This is a genomic window from Maribacter arcticus, assembly GCF_900167935.1.
In the GTDB taxonomy this organism is placed as follows: Bacteria; Bacteroidota; Bacteroidia; order Flavobacteriales; family Flavobacteriaceae; genus Maribacter; species Maribacter arcticus.
Genome location: NZ_FUYL01000003.1, coordinates 105,810 through 128,382, shown reverse-complemented (window position 1 = coordinate 128,382; position 22,573 = coordinate 105,810). Strand labels below are relative to the sequence as shown.

Here is a 22,573-nt window from a genome sequence, read left to right as displayed (position 1 = left end):
TATGGCATCTAAAGTTATACATGCTTTTTACGACGATGATGATGTACTTATGCTTGCCGTTAAAAAGGTAAAAGCAGCGAAACATCATATTGACGAAGTATATTGTCCTTTTCCTGTGCATGGATTGGATAAGGCAATGGGATTGGCCCCAACTAGAATTGCGATTACATCCTTTATGTACGGTTGTGTTGGTCTTGCGGTGTCAATTCTTATGATGAATTATATCATGATTGAAGATTGGCCTCAAGATATTGGTGGTAAGCCAAGCTTTAGCTATATCGAGAACATGCCGGCATTTGTACCGATTATGTTTGAATTAACGGTATTTTTCGCAGCTCACCTAATGGTTATTACTTTTTATCTTAGAAGTAGATTATGGCCTTTTAAAGAAGCGGAAAATCCAGATGTAAGAACAACGGATGACCATTTTTTAATGGAAATTGAGATCCATGATAATGAGCAGGAATTAAAGGATTTATTAATGGAAACAGGAGCTGTTGAAATTAATGTATCAGAAAAAAACAGTCATTAAATATGAACAGTTTTAAAAACATAGCAATACTATTTGCTTTAGTCGTATTGGTTACATCTTGTCATAATGATAAGTCACGTAATTATCAATATATGCCTAATATGTACGAGTCAGTTGGTTATGAGACTTATGGTGAGGCAGCGTTTTTGCCGAATCAATCTGAAGCCTTGTTGCCTCCTGCGAATACTATAAACAGAGGGTGGTTGCCTTACGAAATAGAAAATTCACCTGAAGGAAAAGAGTTGGCTAGATTGCAAGGAAGTCCATTAGATTCTATTAATGTTGATGAAAACTTAACAAAAGGTGGCCAATTGTATTCAATTTATTGTGCAATATGTCACGGTGATAAAGGTGATGGTAAAGGTACCTTGGTAAAGAGAGAAAAGATATTGGGTGTTCCAAGTTATGCTGATCCAGTTAGGAATCTAACAGTAGGTACTACATATTATACAATCCATTATGGATTAAATTCTATGGGTTCTTACGCTTCTCAAATGAATACAGAAGAGATGTGGCAAGTATCGGAGTATGTAATGCAATTGAAACAAGATTTAACCAAATAATAGGTAAACAATACTATGTATACGTTTTCAAATAGACTTAAAATAGCTTCCATTGTTCTAATGATTGTAGGTGCATTAGGAATCATTGGCGGATTTGTTATGGCTCCTGGAACTATAGCAGAGGCAAAGGCCATGGTAGCAAGTCATGACGAAGGTCATGGTGATGCACATGAAACAGAAGCTGCACATGCACCAAAAGAAAATGATCATGCCGTTGCTGATACTCATGGTGAAGAACATGATTCTTCTCATGATCAACATCTATTAGATCAATTAAAAAATAGGCCTTGGGCTGCACTATATGTAGCGGCATTCTTTTTTATGATGATATCGTTGGGTGTTTTAGCCTTTTATGCTATACAACGTGCTGCGCAAGCAGGTTGGTCACCATTACTCTTTAGAGTGATGGAAGGAATAACATCTTATTTGGTTCCTGGAGGAATTATTGTTTTTGTTATACTTCTACTTTCGGTATTACATATGAATCACTTATTCATCTGGATGGATGCTGATGTAGTTGCACATGATGCTTTATTGCAAGGTAAATCAGGATACTTAAATCCTACTTTTTTCTTGATTAGAGCTGCGATATTTTTGGCTGGGTGGATAGGTTATAGAGAGTATTCAAGAAAATTGTCATTAGCACAAGATGAGTCTGATGATAACTCAAATTTTAAATTAAACTTTAGAATTTCTGCTGGTTTCCTTGTATTCTACTTGATATCTGAATCTATAATGTCTTGGGATTGGATAATGAGTGTTGAACCACATTGGTTTAGTACGTTATTTGGTTGGTACATTTTTGCAAGTATGTTCGTATCTGGTATCACTGTTATAGCAATGGTAACTATCTACTTGAAATCGAAGGGTTATTTGCCAGACGTTAATAATAGTCACATTCATGATTTAGCAAAATTTATGTTCGGTATTAGTATTTTCTGGACATATCTATGGTTCTCACAGTTCATGCTTATATGGTATTCTAATATACCTGAAGAAGTGACGTATTATATAACTAGAATTGCAGATTATAGGTTGCCTTTCTTTGGTATGGTAGCTATGAACTTTTTGTTCCCTGTTCTTTTATTGATGAATAGTGATTATAAGAGAATTAATTGGTTCGTTATTTTAACAGGAATAGTAATCCTTGCTGGACATTATATGGATATATTCAATGCTATTATGCCATCAACAGTTGGTAAGAACTGGTATATTGGAATTCCTGAAATTGGTTCAGTATTATTTTTTGCAGGATTATTCATATTCTGGATTTTTAGAGCGCTTTCAACTGCTCCCTTGCAACCTAAGAGAAACCCGTTTATTGAGGAAAGTAGACACTTTCATTATTAATAGATAAGTAAAGTATAACATTTATATATACGATGACGACATTATTGACTTTAGCTGTTCTTGTTCTTGTAGCGATTGCCATTTGGCAGTTGACTAAAATATTCGAATTATCACAGCTTAAAACTACCCAGCACCAAATAGCTACAGATAGCGACAATAAGAATAACGGTTATATGTTATTCGCATTTTTAGTTTTCATATATGGAATAACCATTTTCAGTTTTTGGAAATATGGAAAATTCTTATTACCAGAAGCGGGTTCTGCCCACGGTGAGGAATATGATTATTTGATGTTGGTTTCTATGGTAATTATCTTTATTGTTCAAACTTTAACTCAAGCTTTATTGCATTATTTTGGTTATAAGTATAGTGGTAAAAAGGGTCAGAAAGCATTATTTTATGCTGATAATGATCGTTTAGAATTTATCTGGACCATTATACCAGTTATCGTTTTAGCGGGTCTAATTTTATGGGGACTTTATACATGGACAACTATAATGGATGTCAATGATGATGATGACCCTTTAATTGTTGAGCTCTATGCCCAACAATTTAACTGGACAGCTCGATATGGCGGTGGTGATAATGTTTTAGGTGGTGCTAACGTAAGAATGATTGATATAGATAAGGCAAATGTTCTTGGTTTAGATGAAGCAGATTCTTATGCTCATGATGACGTTATAGTTAAGGAACTTCACCTACCAGTTGGTAGGAAAGTAAACTTTAAAATGCGTTCGCAAGATGTTTTGCATTCTGCTTACATGCCTCATTTTAGAGCGCAAATGAACTGCGTTCCTGGTATGATAACCGAATTTTCTTTTACACCAATATTCACAACGGAAGAGATGAGATTAAATCCAGATGTTGTAGATAAAGTAAAAAGAACAAATAAAATTCGTGCTGAAAAATCTGCTAGTACTGGAGAAGTTATTGATCCATGGGAGTTTGACTATATTTTACTTTGTAATAAGATTTGTGGAAAATCTCATTATAACATGCAAATGAAAATTATAGTAGAATCTGAGGAGGATTATAATGAGTGGATGAAAGGTCAAGCAACCTTTGCTGAAACAGTAATGAAAGATGATTCACAATCCGCTTTTAATACGGTAGAATCTGTACCAGTAGAGGAGTAATTTTATATTACTCGAATAGAAAAGGCTATAATAAGAAAATTAATAAAAATAAAGATTACGATTATGTCAGCAACAGCACATGCACATGTAGATGATCACGCACATGACGATCATGGACATCATCATCATAAAGAAACTTTTGTAACAAAGTATATCTTTAGTCAAGACCATAAAATGATTGCTAAACAATACCTTATAACGGGTGTATTGGTAATGGGTTTTATAGGTATAGCGATGTCATTATTGTTTAGAATGCAATTAGCTTGGCCAGGAGAGTCTTTCGCTATTTTTGAATCTATTCTTGGTAAATGGGCTCCAGGTGGTGTTATGGACGCAGATATTTATTTGGGTTTAGTTACGATGCATGGAACCATAATGGTCTTTTTTGTTTTAACTGCGGGTTTAAGTGGTACTTTTAGTAATCTGTTGATTCCATTGCAAATTGGGGCACGAGATATGGCATCTGGTTTCCTTAACATGGTTTCATTTTGGTTGTTTTTTGTTTCCGCTGTTATAATGGTTATTTCATTATTTGTCGAAGCTGGTCCTGCAGCTGCGGGTTGGACCATATATCCACCTTTAAGCGCTTTGCCTATGGCTCAATCAGGTTCTGGTATGGGTATGACTCTGTGGTTAACATCTATGGCTATTTTCATTGCTTCTTCTTTATTAGGTTCTTTGAACTATATAGTTACTGTTATTAACCTTAGAACTAAAGGGATGTCTATGACTAGACTGCCATTAACAATTTGGGCTTTCTTTGTAACAGCGATTATTGGTGTAGTTTCCTTCCCTGTTTTATTATCTGCAGCGTTATTGTTGATTATGGATAGAGGTTTTGGTACTTCTTTCTTCCTTTCTGATATATTTATTCAAGGTGAAGTCTTACATTATCAAGGTGGTTCACCAGTATTATTTGAGCATTTGTTTTGGTTCTTAGGGCACCCAGAAGTATATATTGTGATTTTACCAGCTATGGGATTAGTGTCTGAGATTATGGCAACTAGTTCACGTAAACCAATATTTGGTTACCGAGCAATGATTGCTTCTATATTGGCAATTGCCTTTCTATCAACCATTGTTTGGGGTCACCACATGTTTATTTCGGGAATGAATCCATTTTTAGGGTCTGTATTTACTTTTACAACCTTATTAATTGCAATACCATCAGCGGTAAAGGCATTTAATTGGATTACCACACTTTGGAAAGGTAATTTGCAATTAAATCCAGCGATGTTATTCTCTATTGGTTTTGTATCCACTTTTATTACAGGTGGTTTAACAGGTATTATTTTAGGGGATAGTACATTAGATATCAATGTTCATGACACCTATTTTGTAATTGCACACTTTCATTTAGTAATGGGTATCTCTGCACTTTATGGTTTGTTTGCCGGTGTGTATCATTGGTTTCCAGTAATGTTTGAAGGAAAAATGCTAAATAAGAATTTGGGTTATGTACACTTTTGGGTTACGGCAATATGTGCTTATGGTGTATTTTTTCCAATGCACTTTGTTGGTATGGCAGGTGTACCAAGAAGATATTATGAAAATACCGCTTTCCCAATGTTTGACGAGCTTACAGATATACAAGTATTAATGACTGTATTCGCTATCATTGCTGGAGCTGCTCAATTAGTTTTCGTTGCTAATTTTATCTATAGTGTTTTCTATGGTAAGGTTGGACCAAAGAATCCTTGGAAATCTAATACATTGGAATGGACAGCAGAACAAAAGCATATTCATGGTAACTGGGATGGTGCGATACCTGAGGTTCACAGATGGTCTTATGATTATAGTAAAGTTGATGAAAATGGTGAATATATAATTCCAGGTCAGGATTTCGTTCCCCAAAACATTCCACTGCAAAAAGATGAAGAGGAAATGAGTCATTAGAAAATAAAAATTAGTAAAAAACTCAACTGATATAAGTTGGGTTTTTTTTTGCTAACCTCTTAAGATATTGCTAAGTTGTTTTTAGATTACATAAAAAGCAATATCTTCATTTTTTTAAATTAAAGTATAGATTATGAAAAAGTTCGCCCTTCTATTAATTGTTTCGGTTATTTCCTTTCAAGCGTTTTCTCAACGTAAACCAAAAATTAAGGGCAATAAAAATGTGATAGAAGTTAGGGAAGATTTAGAACCTTTTACTGCTATAGAACTTACCGATGATTTAGATATCGTACTTCAAAAGTCTTCTCAAGAGGGGTATGCATTAGAATTAGATGATAATCTACTAGATGTTCTTAAATTTAAAGTGGATAATGGTGTTTTGAAAATATCATCATTCTATAATATAACATCTAAACGAAAGCTTGATATCACTATTTTCTTTCAAGAAATTAGATCTGTGAAAATGCTAAATGGAAAGATTAGTATGAAAGATGTCATTTCAACAGATCGTTTAAAGGTTCACACATCTGGTACTTCTAGGTTAGAGTTAAACGCAACAGCTGATATTATTGATATTACGATGGAAGAAATTAGTTCTGGTGATTTTAATTTGGCAAGCGATTCTCTAAATGTAATTTTGAAGGATAGGATTGATGTAAAACTATATACTACCGGTGCCAATAATAGTTTATATATGTATGAAAATGCTTCAGCTAAGGTTGAAGGCACTGCTGACATCTTAATGGCCAAATTATATGGTAATAGCTCATTGAAAGCGTCTGATTTAGAGGCAAGCGATGTTCTTTTGATTACAGAAGACTCGCCTGATGCTGAAATTAGAGCGTTAAGTAATTTTCAATTGAGTTCTAAAGGCGGTTCTAAAACCAAGCTTTATGGCGACCCGAAGATTACAATTTCAGACTTTTTAGATACCTCTAGATTAGAAAAGGAAAAAAACTAGTTCGCTATCGGCGCGGTTAAGCAATGGTCAGGTATTCCGAAACCATCTACTAAGCTATCGAGTTGTGGTCTCATTTCTGTACAAAGTCTTTCAACGCGTTGTCGTATAGCTTTTGATTTAGAGCTTCCAATATAACCTTGCTCTAAATACCAAGAGGCATCTTTTCTTATTTCAGAAAGTGCATAGAGTGTTCCTAATTTTTCAAAAAGAGCTTTATGATGTGGGTCTATAATAGTGCTATTGTGCTCTATAAACGATTTGTATGCAAGTTCAACGCTATATGCTTTGCCAAGTGTCATTAAGTGAGTTTGTACTTTAAGAAAGGCTTGATAAGATGGAATTCCTTTTTTAATATAACCTCTAATTCTCATGGCTATAGTATAAGTCAATCTTCGTGTTCTGTGTTCTAAAGCATGAACATGAAACTTCGGATTGTACAAATGGTCTTTGTCAGTTTTGTTGATGTAAAGTGGGTTTATGTTTGATAGCTTATCGCTTATTTGAGAGCTCAATAATTTCAATACGGTTGAAAACCCAGCGCTATTAAATTCTGCTTTAAAGTCAGATAGCACGCCTTTGGCAGCTAATTGTAATAAAACATTATTATCCCCTTCAAAAGTGGTAAATATGTCTACATCACCTTTTAAATCAGCAATACGGTTCTCTAAAAGATAACCTTTACCTCCACAAGCCTCTCTACATTCTTGTATGGTATCGTTTGCATACCATGTAATAATAGATTTGAGTCCGGCAACTTGGGTTTCTACCTGCCTTTTGTCCGGTTGAGATTCATCACAATATACTTTCATCATTTTGTCTAAGGTGATATGGTAGACATATGCACTTGCTACTAATGGTGTCAAGCGTAATTGATATGATGGATAATCCATCAACAAATCTTCTTGTATTTTGACACTATCATTAAACTGGCGTCTTTTTAAAGCGTGTTTAATAGCCACAGTTAGTGCGTATTTGGCACCACCAAGGCCAGCCCTAGCTACGCAAATTCTACCACCTACTAAAGTGCCTAACATGGTGAAAAATCTTTTATTCGGATTTTTTATTTCTGAATAATAATCTCCGTCACCCAGAATTGTTCCATATTTATTTAGCAAATTTTCTTTAGGCACTGATACCTGATTAAACCATATTTTCCCATTATCAACACCATTTAGGCCTAATTTATAACCATTATCTTCAACTTCTATTCCTGGTAGTAATTCATGGTCTTCATTTCTTAGTGGAACTAAAATCGCATGAACTCCTTCATTTTTTCCGTTAACGATTAGTTGGGCGAAAACAGAAGCCATTTTAGAATGCAAAGCATTACCGATGTATTCTTTATTATCATTTTTACCGGGAGTATGAATAACCAGTGTTTCTGTAATATGGTTGTAAGTTGCTGTAGTTTTTATTCCCCGTACGTTAGATCCATGACCTGTTTCCGTCATTGCAAAACATCCTAAAAGATTAGCAGACCCAGTATCCACAAGGTACTTATCATGATGTTTTTTGGTTCCTAATTTTTGAATACTACCCCCAAAAAGTCCGAATTGAACACCAAATTTTATGGCCAAGCTCCCATCAACAAACATCATGTTTTCAAAAATGGTGGCGTAACCTTCCATGTCGTTTTTTCCTCCATAGGTTTCTGAGTACGCCATAGCGCCATAACCTTTATCTGCTAGAAACTCTACTTGCTTTAAAACATGATTTCTAAACTCTTCTTTATTTCTGCGTATCTCCCAAGAGAATATAGGGTCTTTCAACACGTGTCTAAAATTATCGACCACCTCCGCGTGATTACCCTTTAAAATTCTGTCAATTTCTATTGCCGAGTATTGAGCAGAGTTTTTATCTACATCGATATGTACATCGAATAAATGGTTGTAATGATTTGGTTGAATACCAAGATTGACTTCTATTTTTTTGATATGGTTATTCAGTGCTAAACCGTTATGATAATGCGAAGCTACTTTCTGGCTAAATGCTGCTAATGGATAGGTCTCATTCTCTACTAATTTAACACCGCTGTTAGTAATGAGTTGTTTCCAAGACTTGAATACTTGATTTTTTGGCGGGTTTTTTACATCTAACCATTTGTGTAGTTGTTTTTTATCACTTTGGGTTAAAGTGCTGTCCTCAGCTATAGCATTTTCAACGACATTAATTTCAGATGCCGATAACAGGTCATCAGACCAGATAATATAAAATATGGCGATATATTGAAGAACTTCTGCAGTGTAATTTTCTTTTGTCATACTATGAAATTACAATATTTATGCCTAATTCGAGTAAGTAATTAATGCGCTGATTGTCTATTTGTTAAATTGAATTTAGAAAACCACTTACTAAAGAAGTTATCTAGTGTTTGTATATCTTTGTGAGTATATGAATGAGCATTTAGACCCATCTTCAGAAGGTTTCTCAAATGAGGAATTGGATATTGAAAGAGCATTGCGCCCGGTTAATTTTGACGATTTTACAGGTCAAGAACAGGTGCTTGAGAATCTTAAGGTGTTTGTTGAAGCAGCCAATAGAAGGGGTGAGGCTCTTGACCATACTTTATTTCATGGTCCTCCAGGATTAGGAAAAACAACTTTAGCCAATATTTTAGCTAATGAGTTGGGGGTAGGTATAAAAATTACTTCAGGCCCAGTTTTAGATAAACCCGGTGATTTAGCAGGATTACTGACTAATTTAGATGAACGTGATGTATTGTTCATTGACGAAATACATAGATTAAGCCCTATAGTTGAGGAATATTTGTACTCTGCTATGGAGGATTTTAGAATTGATATAATGATTGAAACTGGGCCTAACGCCCGTTCTGTTCAAATAAATTTAAATCCTTTTACGTTGATAGGAGCAACTACGCGTTCCGGATTATTGACTGCGCCAATGCGAGCTAGGTTTGGTATTCAAAGTAGACTACAATATTATTCTACCGAATTACTTTCTACCATAGTTGAGCGAAGTGCCGAAATATTGCGTGTTCCTATTACCCAAGATGCTGCAATTGAAATTGCGGGAAGAAGTAGAGGTACACCTCGAATTTGTAACGCGTTATTGAGAAGAGTACGAGATTTCGCTGAAATTAAAGGTAATGGATCTATCGATATGGAAATTTCAAAGTTCAGTCTTAAAGCTTTAAATGTTGATGCTCACGGTTTAGATGAGATGGATAATAAAATTTTAACTACAATTATCGATAAATTTAAAGGTGGACCGGTGGGTATTTCAACATTGGCGACTGCCGTATCTGAAAGTTCAGAAACCATTGAGGAAGTGTATGAGCCTTTTTTAATACAACAAGGTTTTATTATGAGAACTCCTCGTGGGCGGGAAGTAACTGAGCTTGCTTATAAACATCTCGGTCGTGTAAAGGGCGGCATTCAACCAGGATTATTTTGAGTATTGATATAAAATCTAAATGGACCAATAGTATTAAAGCCGAAGCCAAACGCCTCGGTTTTTTATCATGTGGTATATCCAAATCAGATTTTTTGGAAGAAGAAGCGCCAAGATTAGAAAAATGGCTCAAAAATAATATGCATGGCGAAATGGGGTATATGGCTAACCATTTCGATAAACGCTTAGATCCGCGTTTGTTGGTCGAAGGCTCTAAATCTGTGATTTCACTGCTTCTAAATTATTTTCCAGATGAGACTCAAGTAGCTGATTCCTATAAAATTTCTAAATATGCTTATGGTCAAGATTACCATCATATTATTAAATCGAAACTAAAACAGCTTCAAGAATTTATTACTGAAGAGATAGGCGAAGTTAATGGGCGTGCTTTTGTAGATTCTGCACCTGTTTTAGATAAAGCATGGGCTGCCAAAAGTGGCTTAGGTTGGATTGGTAAGAATAGCAATTTATTAACCCAGCAAGTTGGGTCTTTTTATTTTATTGCGGAACTAATCGTTGATATAGAATTGGAGTATGATCATAAGGTGACTGACCATTGTGGTACATGTACAGCTTGTTTAGACGCTTGCCCTACGCAAGCAATTGTTGAGCCTTATGTAGTGGATGGTAGTAAGTGTATTTCCTATTTCACAATAGAATTGAAAAATGAGTTGCCCATTGATGTTAAAGGTAGTTTTGATGACTGGATGTTTGGTTGTGACGTTTGTCAAGATGTTTGCCCTTGGAATCGATTTTCAAAACCCCATAAAGAACCGTTATTCAACCCTAATCCTGAATTACTCTCAATGACAAAAAAAGATTGGGAAGAAATTACAGAAGATGTTTTTCAAAAAGTCTTTAAAAAGTCTGCTGTAAAGCGAACCAAGTTTTCAGGTCTAACTAGAAATATCGAGTTTTTAAAATAAATTAGTTTACTCAAACGTTTTCGAAAGCTTTTATTTCTTATAAAAGTGGCGCTAACACTTAATTATATTATATTGCTTGTAGGTTAATATTGTGTAATTCTAAAATTATACAAGGTTCTAATAAGAATACTGTAATTCCTTTTCTAGTTAAAGATTAATAAACGTAAATGAAAATAAAAAAACCGAGTCTTAGTTTTTGGCAGATCTTTAATATGAATGTCGGGTTTTTAGGAATTCAATATAGTTTCGGACTTCAGCAAACAGCAATTAATCCAATATTCTTATACTTAGGAGCACCTGAAGATATGCTGCCGATTCTAAATATTGCTGGTCCGGTAACTGGTTTGATTATTCAGCCAATAATCGGAGCAATGTCAGATAAGACATGGTCAGAACGATGGGGTCGACGTAAACCCTATTTTTTAATTGGTGCAATTTTAGGTAGTTTGTGCTTATTCGCATTTCCTACGAGTCCGGTGTTATGGTTTGCAGTAGGCCTTTTATGGATTTTAGATGTAGGTAACAACATGGCTATGGAGCCTTATCGTGCTTTTGTAGGAGATAAATTACCAGAAAAACAATTGAGCTTAGGGTATCAAATGCAAAGCTTATTTGTAGGAGCTGGTATACTTTTAGCAAATGGTTCTATTGTTTTATTTCAATACTTATTTGGTGGGGAGTCTGTAGAGGTGGCAGGTTCAATCCCTACTTGGTTGTATTACTCATTCTATATAGGAGCAATTCTTTCAATTACTACGATTTTGTGGTCTGTTTTAAAAACACCTGAAATTCCACCTACTTCCGATGAACTAGCAGACATTAACCAAGCAAAAGCTAAACCTTTTGCCGAACGATTGGCATTACCTTTTATTGAAATTTCAGAGTCGATTAAGAAAATGCCGAAATTCATGTGGAAGCTTGGTGCGGTGTATCTTTTTCAATGGTATGCTTTGTTTATTTATTGGCAGTATACAACGCCATTATTTAAACTAACTATGGGGTATTCTACCGGCGAGGCGGCATCTCAATCCGCACAAATGAGTTTAACTTATAATATAGTGACTATGCTTGTGGCTTTAGCTTTGGTGCCTTTGACTTTAAAGTACGGTGGTAAAAAAGTATATGCCTTAAGTTTGGTCGGTACCGCGATTGCTTTATTTTCTATTCCTTTTATTCAAGACCCCATAATGGTATTAGTGCCAATGGTTCTTTTTGGTGTTGGCTGGGCAGCAATGATGGGTATACCTTACACCATGGTTTCTAAAGTGGTGCCGCAAGAAAGGCGTGGTGTGTATATGGGAATATTAAATATGATGATTGTAATTCCTATGGGTGTCGAAACACTCACATTCGGCCCTATTTATAAGTATTTATTAGGCGGAAATGCGGTTAATGCTATGTTGTTTGCTGGTGCCTTTTTTGTTCTTGCAGCCTTTTTTGCTATGCGTTTGAATGTAGATAAAAAGGAAGAAGCCTTGGAATTATAATTATATTAATGCTTGCCGGTTTACCTTAGGGTATTGTATTATATTTTTAATATAAAACTAGTTTCTTTTTACGCTTCTATAAAGATTACCTTTAAATTTGTTTTTTTAAAATAGAAGAGCATGAGCAATGAAAAGCTAAGAAGGGAAGCGCTTATTTATCACGCAAAACCACAACCTGGTAAGATAAAAATTGTACCAACAAAACCTTATAGTACGCAACGAGATCTTGCTTTGGCTTATTCACCAGGTGTTGCAGAACCATGCTTGGAAATAGTGAAGGATAAAGAAAACGTTTACAAGTATACTTCTAAAGGTAATTTAGTAGCCATTATATCGAACGGTACTGCTGTTTTAGGTCTAGGTAATATAGGTCCTGAGGCTTCTAAACCTGTGATGGAAGGTAAAAGTCTTTTATTTAAGATTTTTGCCGATATCGATGGTATCGATATTGAAGTGGATACTGAGGACGTAGATAAATTTATAGAAACTGTAAAGATGATTGCCCCAACTTTTGGAGGAATCAATCTTGAGGATATAAAAGCTCCTGAGGCATTTGAAATAGAGCGTCGATTAAAAGAGGAGCTCGACATTCCTGTGATGCATGATGACCAGCATGGAACTGCCATTATTTCTGCAGCGGCTTTGCTTAATGCATTAGAGATCTCCAATAAGAAAATGGAGGATGTCCGTATTGTAATCAGCGGTGCTGGTGCGGCTGCTGTTTCATGTACGAAATTGTACAAGGCCTTTGGTGCGAAGGCAGAGAATATTGTCATGCTAGACAGTAAAGGTGTCATTCGAAAAGACGCTAAAAATCTTTCAGAATCTAAGAAAGAGTTCGCTACAGATAGAAAAATAGATACGCTTGATGAGGCAATGGTGAATGCAGATGTATTTGTTGGGCTATCCATTGCGAATGTGGTATCACCAGCGATGCTAACTTCTATGGCAGAGAATCCGATTGTATTTGCTATGGCAAACCCTGATCCTGAAATCGCCTACGATTTGGCTGTTGCTACCCGTAAGGATATCATAATGGCTACGGGAAGATCTGATCATCCAAACCAAGTGAATAATGTGTTAGGTTTTCCATTTATTTTTAGGGGAGCTTTAGATGTTAGGGCAACCGCAATTAATGAGGATATGAAAATGGCTGCTGTGAAAGCTTTAGCCAATTTAACTAAACAGCCTGTGCCAGAGCAAGTAAATATTGCATATGGTGAAACTAGGTTGACTTTTGGAAAAGAATATATTATTCCGAAACCTTTTGATCAACGTCTAATTTATGAGATACCCCCAGCTGTTGCAAAAGCGGCAATGGAAAGTGGCGTAGCAAAGGCACCTATTCAAGACTGGGACAAGTATCGAGAAGAATTAATGATGCGTTCTGGCAATGATAATAAAGTTGTTCGTTTATTGCACGGTAGAGCTCGTTCTAATGCTAAGAAAATTGTATTTGCAGAGGCAGACCATTTAGATGTTTTAAAGGCAGCTCAGATTGTACACGAAGAAGGTATTGCTATACCTGTACTTTTAGGAAGAAAAGATGTTATTTTAGAATTAAAGAAGGAATTGGAGTTTGATGCCGATTTGGTAATCATTGATCCAATGTCAGAAGAATTTGATGAGCGTCATATACGTTATGCTACTAAATATTGGGAAAGCCGTAAACGAAGTGGAGTTACTTTTTACAGTGCAAAAATAAAAATGCGTGAGCGTAATTATTTTGGTGCTATGATGGTTTTAGAAGGTGATGCCGATGGTATGATATCGGGTTATTCAAGAGCTTATCCAACAGTGGTGAAACCAATTTTGGAGGTAATTGGAAGGGCAACTGGAGTGAAAAAAGTGGCTACTGTAAATATTATGATTACTGAAAGAGGTCCTATGTTTTTAGCAGATACTTCTATAAATATTGATCCAAATGCTGAGGAGCTAGCAGATATTGCACAAATGACTGCAAATGTAGCTTCTAACTTTGGGTTTGATCCAGTTCTGGCGATGTTAAGCTATGCTAACTTCGGGTCTTCTTCACATCCGAATTCAAGAAAAGTTAGGGAAGCAGTTCGAATATTGCATGAAAATAAGCCTAACTTAGTTGTTGACGGTGAAATTCAGATAGATTTTGCACTCAACAAGGAATTGCATCAAAGTAAATTCCCGTTTTCAAAACTTGCAGGAAAAACAGTAAACACATTGATTTTTCCGAATTTAGAATCGGCTAACATTACGTATAAATTGCTTAAAGAATTAAATAAAGCAGATTCAATTGGTCCAATTATGGTAGGTTTGAGAAAATCTGTGCATATCATGCAATTAGGGGCAAGTGTTGATGAAATCGTTAACATGGCTGCAGTTGCCGTGATTGATGTGCAAGAGCGTGAAAAACGCAAAAAGGCAAAAGAGACTAAATAAGTTAAGATTTTAAGTAAAATAGAAATAGGGAGATAAGTGTTTAACTTTATTTCCCTATTTAATTTAAGGGCATATGATACATCACTTAAGAGGTAAACTGGTAGAGAAGAATCCAACACATATTATAATTGAATGTGGTGGCGTTGGTTATTTTGTGAATATATCATTAAATACGTTCTCTAAATTACCAGAACAGGAGAACGTTTCCATATTTACCCATCTTCAAGTGAAGGAAGATTCTCATACTTTATTTGGTTTCATGGAGAAATCTGAGCGTGAAATTTTCAGGTTATTATTATCAGTTTCTGGTATTGGCTCAAGTATTGCCAGAACAATGCTTTCTTCAATGTCACCGTCTCAAATTAGAGATGCAATTGCTAATGGCGATGTCCCCACCATTCAAGCAATTAAAGGAATTGGAGCAAAAACTGCCCAACGTGTAATTTTAGATCTTCGAGATAAGGTATTAAAAGTCTATGATATAGACGAACTTTCACTAAGCGCAAACAATACAAATAAAGATGAAGCGTTATCTGCTTTAGAAGTTCTAGGCTTCGCACGTAAACAGGCAGAACGGGTTGTCGATAAAGTGCTTAGTCAAGATTCTTCCTTAAGCGTAGAGAATATTATTAAACTCGCGCTGAAAAATTTGTAATAAGTTTAAAAAATCGGGGCAATTAAAAATCTTAAAACTTCTTTTAAGTATATCTTTCTATTCTGTATGTTTTTTGGTTCCATGGCGGTTGTTATGGCGCAAGAAACAGAGGAACAGGAAATTGATTCTGTAAAGACAGGATTTAATCTTGGTCGTATACTTCTTGATAATCCAGAAAGTATCGTTTCTAAATATATTTACGACCCTAAACTTGATCGTTATATCTATAATGAAAGCGTTGGCGATTTTAATATAGGATATCCAATAATTCTAACTCCTGATCAATATTTTGATCTTATAGAGAAAGAAGGGATTAAGTCTTATTTTAAAGAAAAGTCCGATGCTTTTTCTGGTAGAAAAGCCGGTAGTGAAGAGGCGCGTAAAAACTTACTCCCTAATTTTTATGTCAACAATGATTTTTTCTCTTCCATTTTTGGAGGTAATACTATAGAAATTATCCCACAAGGTTCTGTAGCTATGGATTTGGGTGTTATTTGGCAGAAAAACGACAATCCGTCACTTTCACCTCGTAATAGAACCAATCTTTCGTTCGACTTTGATCAACGTATTAGTCTTAGTATGTTGGGTAAAATTGGAGAACGATTACAGGTAACAGCGAATTATGATACCGAAGCTACTTTTGATTTTCAGAATATTGTAAAGCTTGATTATACACCAACAGAGGATGATATAATTCAATCTATCGAAGTGGGTAATGTGAATATGCCATTGAATAGCTCTTTAATACAAGGAGCGCAGAGTCTTTTTGGTGTAAAGACCAAATTGCAGTTTGGTAAAACTTCGGTTACCGCCGTGTTTTCGGAACAACGTTCGCAAAATAATACAGTTGTTGCTCAAGGTGGAGGAACTTTAAATGAATTCTCATTGACCGCATTAGACTATGATGAGAATAGACACTTTTTCTTATCACAATATTTTAGAGATAATTATGATCGTGCACTTTCAACATATCCATATATCCAAAGTCAGGTGCAAATTACACGTATAGAGGTTTGGGTTACGAATAGAAGTCAACAAACACTGAACGTTCGTAATGTTGTTGCGATTCAAGATTTAGGTGAGGCTAATAGAGACAAAACTAGAGTTGGAATAAATAATGGTAGTGGTGCAAATTTCTTTAATGGAGTTGGCGATTTAAGACCAAGAAACAATGCGAACGATTATGATCCAGCTTTAATTGGAAATGGCGGTGCATTAAATGATAACATTAGAGAAATAGCAACCGTAGAAGGCGGTTTTAATGCTGCAAGTTTTTCTGGAGGGTATAATCCTAATCAAGGTTTTGATTATGCATTATTAGAGAATGCCAGAAAGTTAGAGCAGGGTAGAGATTTTGAGTATAATACCCAATTGGGCTATATTTCTTTAAACCAAAGATTAAGTAATGACGAAGTACTGGGTGTCGCCTTTCAATATACTTTTCAAGGTGAAGTTTTTCAGGTTGGTGAATTTGCGAATGGCGGGTTAGAAGCTACCACAGTTTCTCAAGGTGCAAACCCTATTATTGAAAACAATACGCTAATACTAAAATTATTAAAAAGTAATATAACGAACATCAACGATCCTATTTGGGATTTAATGATGAAGAATATATATGCTACAGGAGCATTTCGTTTAAGCGAAGACGATTTTAAGATGAATATTTTGTATTCTGATCCTACGCCAAGAAACTATATTACACCTGTTGAAGAAGGACCCGGCTCGGGTTGGCCTGAAGGCTTAGAAGAGCGTATTCTTTTGAATGTCTTTAATTTAGACAGATTAAATGTTTATAATGATATTCAACCAGGGGGTGATGGCTTTTTTGATTTCGTAGCCGGTCAGACTATAGATGTACAAGGTGGTCGTATTATTTTCACGAAAGTAGAGCCGTTTGGTCAATTTCTATATGAACAATTAGAGAACGGTAATAGTGGTCAATATAATAATACATCTGGGTATAATGCTAACCAAGAGCAATATGTCTTTAGAGACATGTATGAACTGACGAAGGCTGCCGCATTACAGGATCCAGAAAAAAATAAGTTCTTATTAAAAGGTAATTATAAATCAGAAGGTAGTAATGGTATTCCTATTGGTGCATTCAATGTTCCTAGAGGTTCTGTACGGGTTACTGCAGGAGGTCGACAACTGCAAGAGGGAATTGATTATACCGTAAATTACCAAGCAGGAACCGTACAGATATTAGATCCTAGTTTAGAGGCTTCTAATGTTCCTATTAATATTTCTGTAGAGAACAATGCAGTGTTTGGCCAACAAACACGTCGATTTACAGGTGTAAATGTTGAGCATCAAATCAATGAAAAATTTGTACTGGGTGGTACCTTGTTAAACTTGAATGAGCGCCCGTTAACACAGAAATCCAATTACGGGGTTGAACCAGTTAACAATACTATTTTCGGACTAAACGGTAATTTTTCTACCGAAGTGCCTTGGTTGACACGCATGGTAAACAAACTTCCGAATATCGATACCGATGTTCCATCGAATGTATCTATAAGAGCTGAGATGGCCATGTTGAAACCTAGCTCACCTAAAAATGCAGATTTCAATGGGGAAACAACAACGTACTTAGATGATTTTGAAGGTGCTCAAGCATTAATAGATATTAGAGCTTCGCTTGGTTGGTCGATATCAAGTATGCCTTTAGAATTTGGTAATGGAGGTCAGCTTTTCGGTAGTTCACCTACTGATGTAGACAACTTATTAAATGGTTATGGCAGAGCTAAATTATCATGGTATACCATTGATCCTATCTTTTATACCAATCAAAGACCTGCAGAAATAAGTGATGATGACGTTTCTACAAACCCTACACGTAGAATATATATCGATGAGGTTTTTCCACAGACCGATGTCGCTCAAGGCCAAACTCAGGTGCAAACTACCTTAGATATGGTGTATTATCCATCAGTTAAGGGACCTTACAATAACAACCCAGACTTTGCAATTGATGCACCTAGTGAAAAATGGGGTGGTATGATGCGCTCGTTGAGCAGTACCGATTTTGAGCAAAGTAATGTGGAGTTCGTTCAGTTTTGGGTAATGGATCCATTTGTAGATGGTATTGCATCAGGGTCAGGTGAACTAGTGCTAAACTTGGGTAATATTTCAGAGGATATTTTGCGTGATGGTAAAAAACAATATGAAAATGGATTACCGGGCGTAGATAGTAACGATTTTATAGCTCCTACTTCATGGGGTGAAGTACCCGCAACACAATCTTTAGTATATGCATTTGATGCCAGTGAGCCTAATAGACGTTTGCAAGATATTGGTTTTGATGGATTGAATGATACTAACGAAAGTTCAGTTTTCACGAATAATGATGGTAGTGATCCAGCCTTGGATAATTACGCTTATTATTTGAATAGAGAAGGTAGTATTTTAGAAAGATATATAGATTTCAATAGTCCTGAAGGTAACTCGCCTGTTGCTGTCACCAATACAAATAGAGGTTCTACTACGTTACCTGATGTTGAAGATATCGACCGTGATTTAACTATGAATACGGTGAATAGTTATTATGAATATCGAATAGCGATTAAACCTAACACATCAATCAATGATAAGTATGTAACCGATATTAGAGAAGGTGTAGCTAGCGGCACCAGAATTCCAAATGGAGATGATGTAAATTATAGATGGATTCAGTATAAAATTCCATTAAGTGATTTTAGTGATGCTGTTGGTGGAATCACAGATTTTAGGTCAATAAGCTTCATGAGAATGTACATGACAGGTTTCAATAACCCTACAGTTTTACGTTTTGCAACGTTAGATTTGGTTCGAGGAGATTGGAGAACGTATACTAGAACATTACAAGATGCTGATATTGATAATAATCCGGCAGATGATGGTACGACTTTAGATGTAAATACCGTAAATATTGAAGAAAATAGTAATAGAACACCTATACCTTACGTGTTACCACCAGGAGTAATAAGGGAACAATTAAACAATAACAATACTATTATTCGTCAAAATGAACAATCTCTTTCTTTATTAGTCGAGAATTTAGAGCCTCGCGATTCACGTGGTGTGTTCAAAAACTTAAATATTGATATTCGTCAATACAAGAATTTAAAAATGTTCTTGCATGCTGAAAAGATTGTAGATAGTGATTACGCCGATACGTCGACACCTTTGGTTGGTTTCTTGCGTATGGGTACCGATTTTACACAAAACTTCTATCAGATAGAACTACCATTAGAATTTACTCCGTTTACGGGTGTTTCAGAAAGTGAGATTTGGCCAGAGGCGAATCAAATGAATATTGCACTTAGTGATTTAAATAAAGTAAAGTCTCTTTGGATATCAGATGGTGATTTAAGTGAGATTCGATTTTTTGAAGTGGAGAATGGGGAAGTTATTCCTGTAAATGAATTTGATGTACGTACACCAGGAAGAATACGTATTGGAATAAAAGGTAACCCTTCATTAGGTAGTATACGTACCATAATGGTTGGTGTGAAGAACCAAGATAATCTACCTGCTAGGGGTGAGGTGTGGTTCAATGAACTTCGTCTTGCCGGATTAGATAATAACGGCGGATGGGCTGCCATTGCTGCCATTGATGCCAATATTGCAGATTTTGCCAATATTAGCGCTACAGGAAGTAAAAGTACTTCTGGTTTTGGCTCTATCGACCAAATGCCAAATGAACGTGCTCGTGAAGATGCAATATCTTATGATGTTGTCACCAATGTTAATGTTGGCCAACTACTTCCTAAAAAATGGGGAATTCAGTTGCCGTTCAACTACGGCATATCAGAGCAGGTAATTACTCCTGAATTTGACCCTGTATATGATGATTTAAAACTAGAGGATAGAATAGCTGCTGAAGATACTCAAGAAGGAAAAGATGATGTTTTAGAGCAAGCGGAAGATTATACAAAGAGAACGAGTATCAATTTAATAGGAGTTCGTAAAGATCGTGGCGATGAGGCTGACGCCAACTTTTACGATATAGAGAACTTTACATTTAACTATAGTTATAACGAAACGGATCATCGCGATTTTGAGATTTCACAATTAAGAGACCAAACGGTAAATACAGGTTTTGTCTACAACCACAGTTTTGAGCCGTTGGAGGTTGCGCCATTTGCTAAAAACGACTCTTTATTTACTGGAAAATATTGGAAATGGTTAAAAGATTTAAACTTGAATTTATTACCATCGACCATTGGTGTAAACTCTAATATAAATCGACAATTTAATGCACAACGATTTAGAGATGTTTATCAGGAGAATGAGGACAGAATTCAATTACCAGAACTGCAACAACGTAATTATCTATTTAATTGGCAGTACGCTGTTAATTATAACTTAACGAAATCGTTACGATTAAACCTAACGGCATCGAACAATAATATAGTTCGTAATTACCTTAATGAAGATGAACCATTAGAATCGGTAGATAGAATTAACAATGCACTAGGGCTATGGGATGGTTTCTTTGATATTGGTGAACCAAACAGGCATTCGCAACAGATGCAGTTAAATTATGAAGTTCCTTTTGCAAAAATACCGGCTTTAGATTTTATAAGTACACAATATACCTACACCAGTAATTTTGATTGGCAAAGAGGTGGAGATGCTATTTTAGCAGTGGTAGGTAGTGATGTTAATACTGTTCAGAATGCAAATACGCATACCATTACATCATCATTGACCTTGCAAAAATTCTATGATATGATAGGGCTTAAAAAGCGCGCAGCACCAACAGAAACTGCTACCGGGCCTATTAGAAGGGATAAAGCCGGAGTGCCAGCAGAGGATCAAGAAAAAATTAAGGGTAAGACAAGTGATATGTTTAATACTGTAGTTGATATAGTTACTATGGTAAAAAGATTAAACTTTAACTATAGCGAGAATAATGGTACAGTGCTTCCAGGCTATACGCAGTCTGTTGGGTTTATTGGTACTGCTAGGCCAACAATTGGGTTTGTTTTCGGTAGTCAGGCAGATGTTCGTTTTGAAGCCGCTAGAAATGGATGGCTAACTGGTTTTGAACAGTTTAATGAACAATTCATCCAAAGAACAAATAAGCAGTTAAATATTACAGCTACGGCACAACCAACAAAAGATATTACTATTGATTTGGTGGCTGACAGACAATTTTCAGACAGTTATCAAGAAAATTTCAATGTTACAGATCAAGAATATAATGTTCAATTAGGTAACAACTATGGTAGTTTTAGCATTTCTACCATGATGATTGGTACCGCATTTGGTAAGAGTGATGAGTTCGATTCAGATAATTTTACTCAGTTTAAAGAAAATAGAATTACAATAGCCAATAGATTAATTACTGATAGAGGCCAAGCGGCTGGTACATTAGATGATGATGGTTTTCCTCAATTATATGGCAAAACACAGCAAGAGGTTTTATTGCCTGCGTTCTTTGCTGCGTATACAGGCCAAGATGCTAGTCGGGTTAATTTAGATACTTTTAGAGATATACCAATACCTAACTGGAGTATAAAGTATACCGGGTTGATGAAGAGCAAATGGTTTAAAAAGAAATTTAAACGTTTTTCACTAAGTCATGGGTATCGTTCTGCATATAGTATTAACTCGTACCAGACGAATCTTGAAAAAGTTCAGTTACGTAATGATGGTTTGCCTCAAGTAGATCCTGAGAATGGCGATTTGTTGTCAGATTTGATTTTGAATAACGTAGTGCTTACCGATCAGTTTAATCCGCTAGTAAGAGTAGATTTTGAGATGAAAAACTCGATTAGTATTTTGGCTGAGGTTAGAACAGATAGAGCTTTATCATTAAGTTTTGATAACAACCTTATGACTGAAATTAATGGTAAGGAATATACGGTAGGTATGGGGTATCGTTTTAAAGATGTCAAATTCGTAACCAATATTGGTGGAAATAAGACGAGATTAAAAGGAGATTTAAATTTGAAGGCCGACGTAACATTGCGTGATAATATTACGATTATTAGAAATCTAGATATAAACAACAATCAAATAACCTCTGGTCAAAATTTAATGTCACTTAAATTTACTGCTGATTATGCACTAAGTAAGAATCTGAATGCGTTGTTCTTTTATGATCATTCCTTTTCGAAATTTGCTGTATCGACCGCATTTCCTCAAACTACGATTAATACAGGTTTTACCATACGCTACAATTTCGGTAATTAATAGGATGTTCCTAAATCTATAAATCTTGTATTTACCAACAATTTGAAGGAAACTAT

13 protein-coding genes are annotated in these 22,573 nt (G+C 35.6%); 12 read left to right on the top strand and 1 reads right to left on the bottom strand.

Going from position 1 to position 22,573, the window contains the following annotated elements; all coding sequences use genetic code 11:
* Position 1: 1 nt before the first annotated feature.
* The 6 genes from B5X55_RS05975 to B5X55_RS05950 all read left to right on the top strand — a co-directional run bounded on the left by B5X55_RS05975 (position 2) and on the right by B5X55_RS05950 (position 6,438).
* Positions 2–532, top strand: coding sequence for a DUF3341 domain-containing protein (locus tag B5X55_RS05975; RefSeq protein WP_079511705.1), 531 nt, complete (start codon positions 2–4; stop codon positions 530–532).
* A 2-nt stretch (positions 533–534) separates the two neighbouring features.
* Entirely contained in the window at positions 535–1,095 is a 561-nt protein-coding gene (locus B5X55_RS05970) for a c-type cytochrome (protein WP_079511704.1), read from the top strand.
* 15 nt (positions 1,096–1,110) lie between these two features.
* Complete coding sequence (locus tag B5X55_RS05965) at positions 1,111–2,445, top strand: quinol:cytochrome C oxidoreductase (protein ID WP_079511703.1); 1,335 nt, start codon at positions 1,111–1,113, stop codon at positions 2,443–2,445.
* A gap of 32 nt (positions 2,446–2,477) precedes the next feature.
* Positions 2,478–3,581 (top strand): cytochrome c oxidase subunit II, encoded by a 1,104-nt coding sequence (locus tag B5X55_RS05960; protein WP_079511702.1) that lies wholly within the window; start codon positions 2,478–2,480, stop codon positions 3,579–3,581.
* A gap of 63 nt (positions 3,582–3,644) precedes the next feature.
* A complete protein-coding gene (locus tag B5X55_RS05955; protein ID WP_079511701.1) occupies positions 3,645–5,477 on the top strand; it encodes a cytochrome c oxidase subunit I in 1,833 nt (610 codons plus the stop codon).
* 133 nt (positions 5,478–5,610) lie between these two features.
* Positions 5,611–6,438, top strand: coding sequence for a GIN domain-containing protein (locus B5X55_RS05950; protein WP_079511700.1), 828 nt, complete (start codon positions 5,611–5,613; stop codon positions 6,436–6,438).
* Here the strand turns inward: B5X55_RS05950 and B5X55_RS05945 are convergent.
* Positions 6,435–8,699, bottom strand: a complete 2,265-nt coding sequence (locus B5X55_RS05945; protein ID WP_079511699.1) for an acyl-CoA dehydrogenase family protein — start codon at positions 8,697–8,699, stop codon at positions 6,435–6,437. The two genes, B5X55_RS05950 and B5X55_RS05945, sit on opposite strands and share 4 nt — an antisense overlap.
* A 130-nt stretch (positions 8,700–8,829) precedes the next feature.
* On the opposite strand from B5X55_RS05945, the gene ruvB reads away from it, so the two are divergent.
* The 6 genes from ruvB (at position 8,830) to sov (ending at position 22,517) form a co-directional block, all read left to right on the top strand.
* Positions 8,830–9,852, top strand: a complete 1,023-nt coding sequence (gene ruvB / locus B5X55_RS05940) for a Holliday junction branch migration DNA helicase RuvB (protein WP_079511698.1) — start codon at positions 8,830–8,832, stop codon at positions 9,850–9,852.
* A 2-nt stretch (positions 9,853–9,854) separates the two neighbouring features.
* Positions 9,855–10,775 (top strand): tRNA epoxyqueuosine(34) reductase QueG, encoded by a 921-nt coding sequence (gene queG, locus B5X55_RS05935; protein WP_079511935.1) that lies wholly within the window; start codon positions 9,855–9,857, stop codon positions 10,773–10,775.
* Between the two features lie 167 nt (positions 10,776–10,942).
* Positions 10,943–12,262: an MFS transporter gene (locus tag B5X55_RS05930; RefSeq protein ID WP_079511697.1), complete on the top strand. Its 1,320-nt coding sequence runs from the start codon at positions 10,943–10,945 to the stop codon at positions 12,260–12,262.
* A 120-nt stretch (positions 12,263–12,382) separates the two neighbouring features.
* Positions 12,383–14,677 (top strand): NADP-dependent malic enzyme, encoded by a 2,295-nt coding sequence (locus B5X55_RS05925; RefSeq protein ID WP_079511696.1) that lies wholly within the window; start codon positions 12,383–12,385, stop codon positions 14,675–14,677.
* Positions 14,678–14,750: 73 nt separating this feature from the next.
* A complete protein-coding gene (gene ruvA / locus B5X55_RS05920; RefSeq protein WP_079511695.1) occupies positions 14,751–15,332 on the top strand; it encodes a Holliday junction branch migration protein RuvA in 582 nt (193 codons plus the stop codon).
* A gap of 66 nt (positions 15,333–15,398) precedes the next feature.
* Positions 15,399–22,517, top strand: a complete 7,119-nt coding sequence (gene sov / locus B5X55_RS05915; RefSeq protein ID WP_079511694.1) for a T9SS outer membrane translocon Sov/SprA — start codon at positions 15,399–15,401, stop codon at positions 22,515–22,517.
* Positions 22,518–22,573: the final 56 nt, after the last annotated feature.

What these genes read in the sequence shown, in the direction of transcription:
- B5X55_RS05950 (WP_079511700.1), top strand. Translation starts at nt 5,611, where the DNA reads ATGAAAAAGTTCGCCCTTCTATTAATTGTTTCGGTTATTTCCTTTCAA.
- B5X55_RS05965 (WP_079511703.1), top strand. Translation starts at nt 1,111, where the DNA reads ATGTATACGTTTTCAAATAGACTTAAAATAGCTTCCATTGTTCTAATG.
- B5X55_RS05975 (WP_079511705.1), top strand. Translation starts at nt 2, where the DNA reads ATGGCATCTAAAGTTATACATGCTTTTTACGACGATGATGATGTACTT.
- ruvB (WP_079511698.1), top strand. Translation starts at nt 8,830, where the DNA reads ATGAATGAGCATTTAGACCCATCTTCAGAAGGTTTCTCAAATGAGGAA.
- B5X55_RS05955 (WP_079511701.1), top strand. Translation starts at nt 3,645, where the DNA reads ATGTCAGCAACAGCACATGCACATGTAGATGATCACGCACATGACGAT.
- B5X55_RS05925 (WP_079511696.1), top strand. Translation starts at nt 12,383, where the DNA reads ATGAGCAATGAAAAGCTAAGAAGGGAAGCGCTTATTTATCACGCAAAA.
- B5X55_RS05960 (WP_079511702.1), top strand. Translation starts at nt 2,478, where the DNA reads ATGACGACATTATTGACTTTAGCTGTTCTTGTTCTTGTAGCGATTGCC.
- ruvA (WP_079511695.1), top strand. Translation starts at nt 14,751, where the DNA reads ATGATACATCACTTAAGAGGTAAACTGGTAGAGAAGAATCCAACACAT.
- B5X55_RS05930 (WP_079511697.1), top strand. Translation starts at nt 10,943, where the DNA reads ATGAAAATAAAAAAACCGAGTCTTAGTTTTTGGCAGATCTTTAATATG.
- sov (WP_079511694.1), top strand. Translation starts at nt 15,399, where the DNA reads ATGTTTTTTGGTTCCATGGCGGTTGTTATGGCGCAAGAAACAGAGGAA.
- B5X55_RS05945 (WP_079511699.1), bottom strand. Translation starts at nt 8,699, where the DNA reads ATGACAAAAGAAAATTACACTGCAGAAGTTCTTCAATATATCGCCATA.
- B5X55_RS05970 (WP_079511704.1), top strand. Translation starts at nt 535, where the DNA reads ATGAACAGTTTTAAAAACATAGCAATACTATTTGCTTTAGTCGTATTG.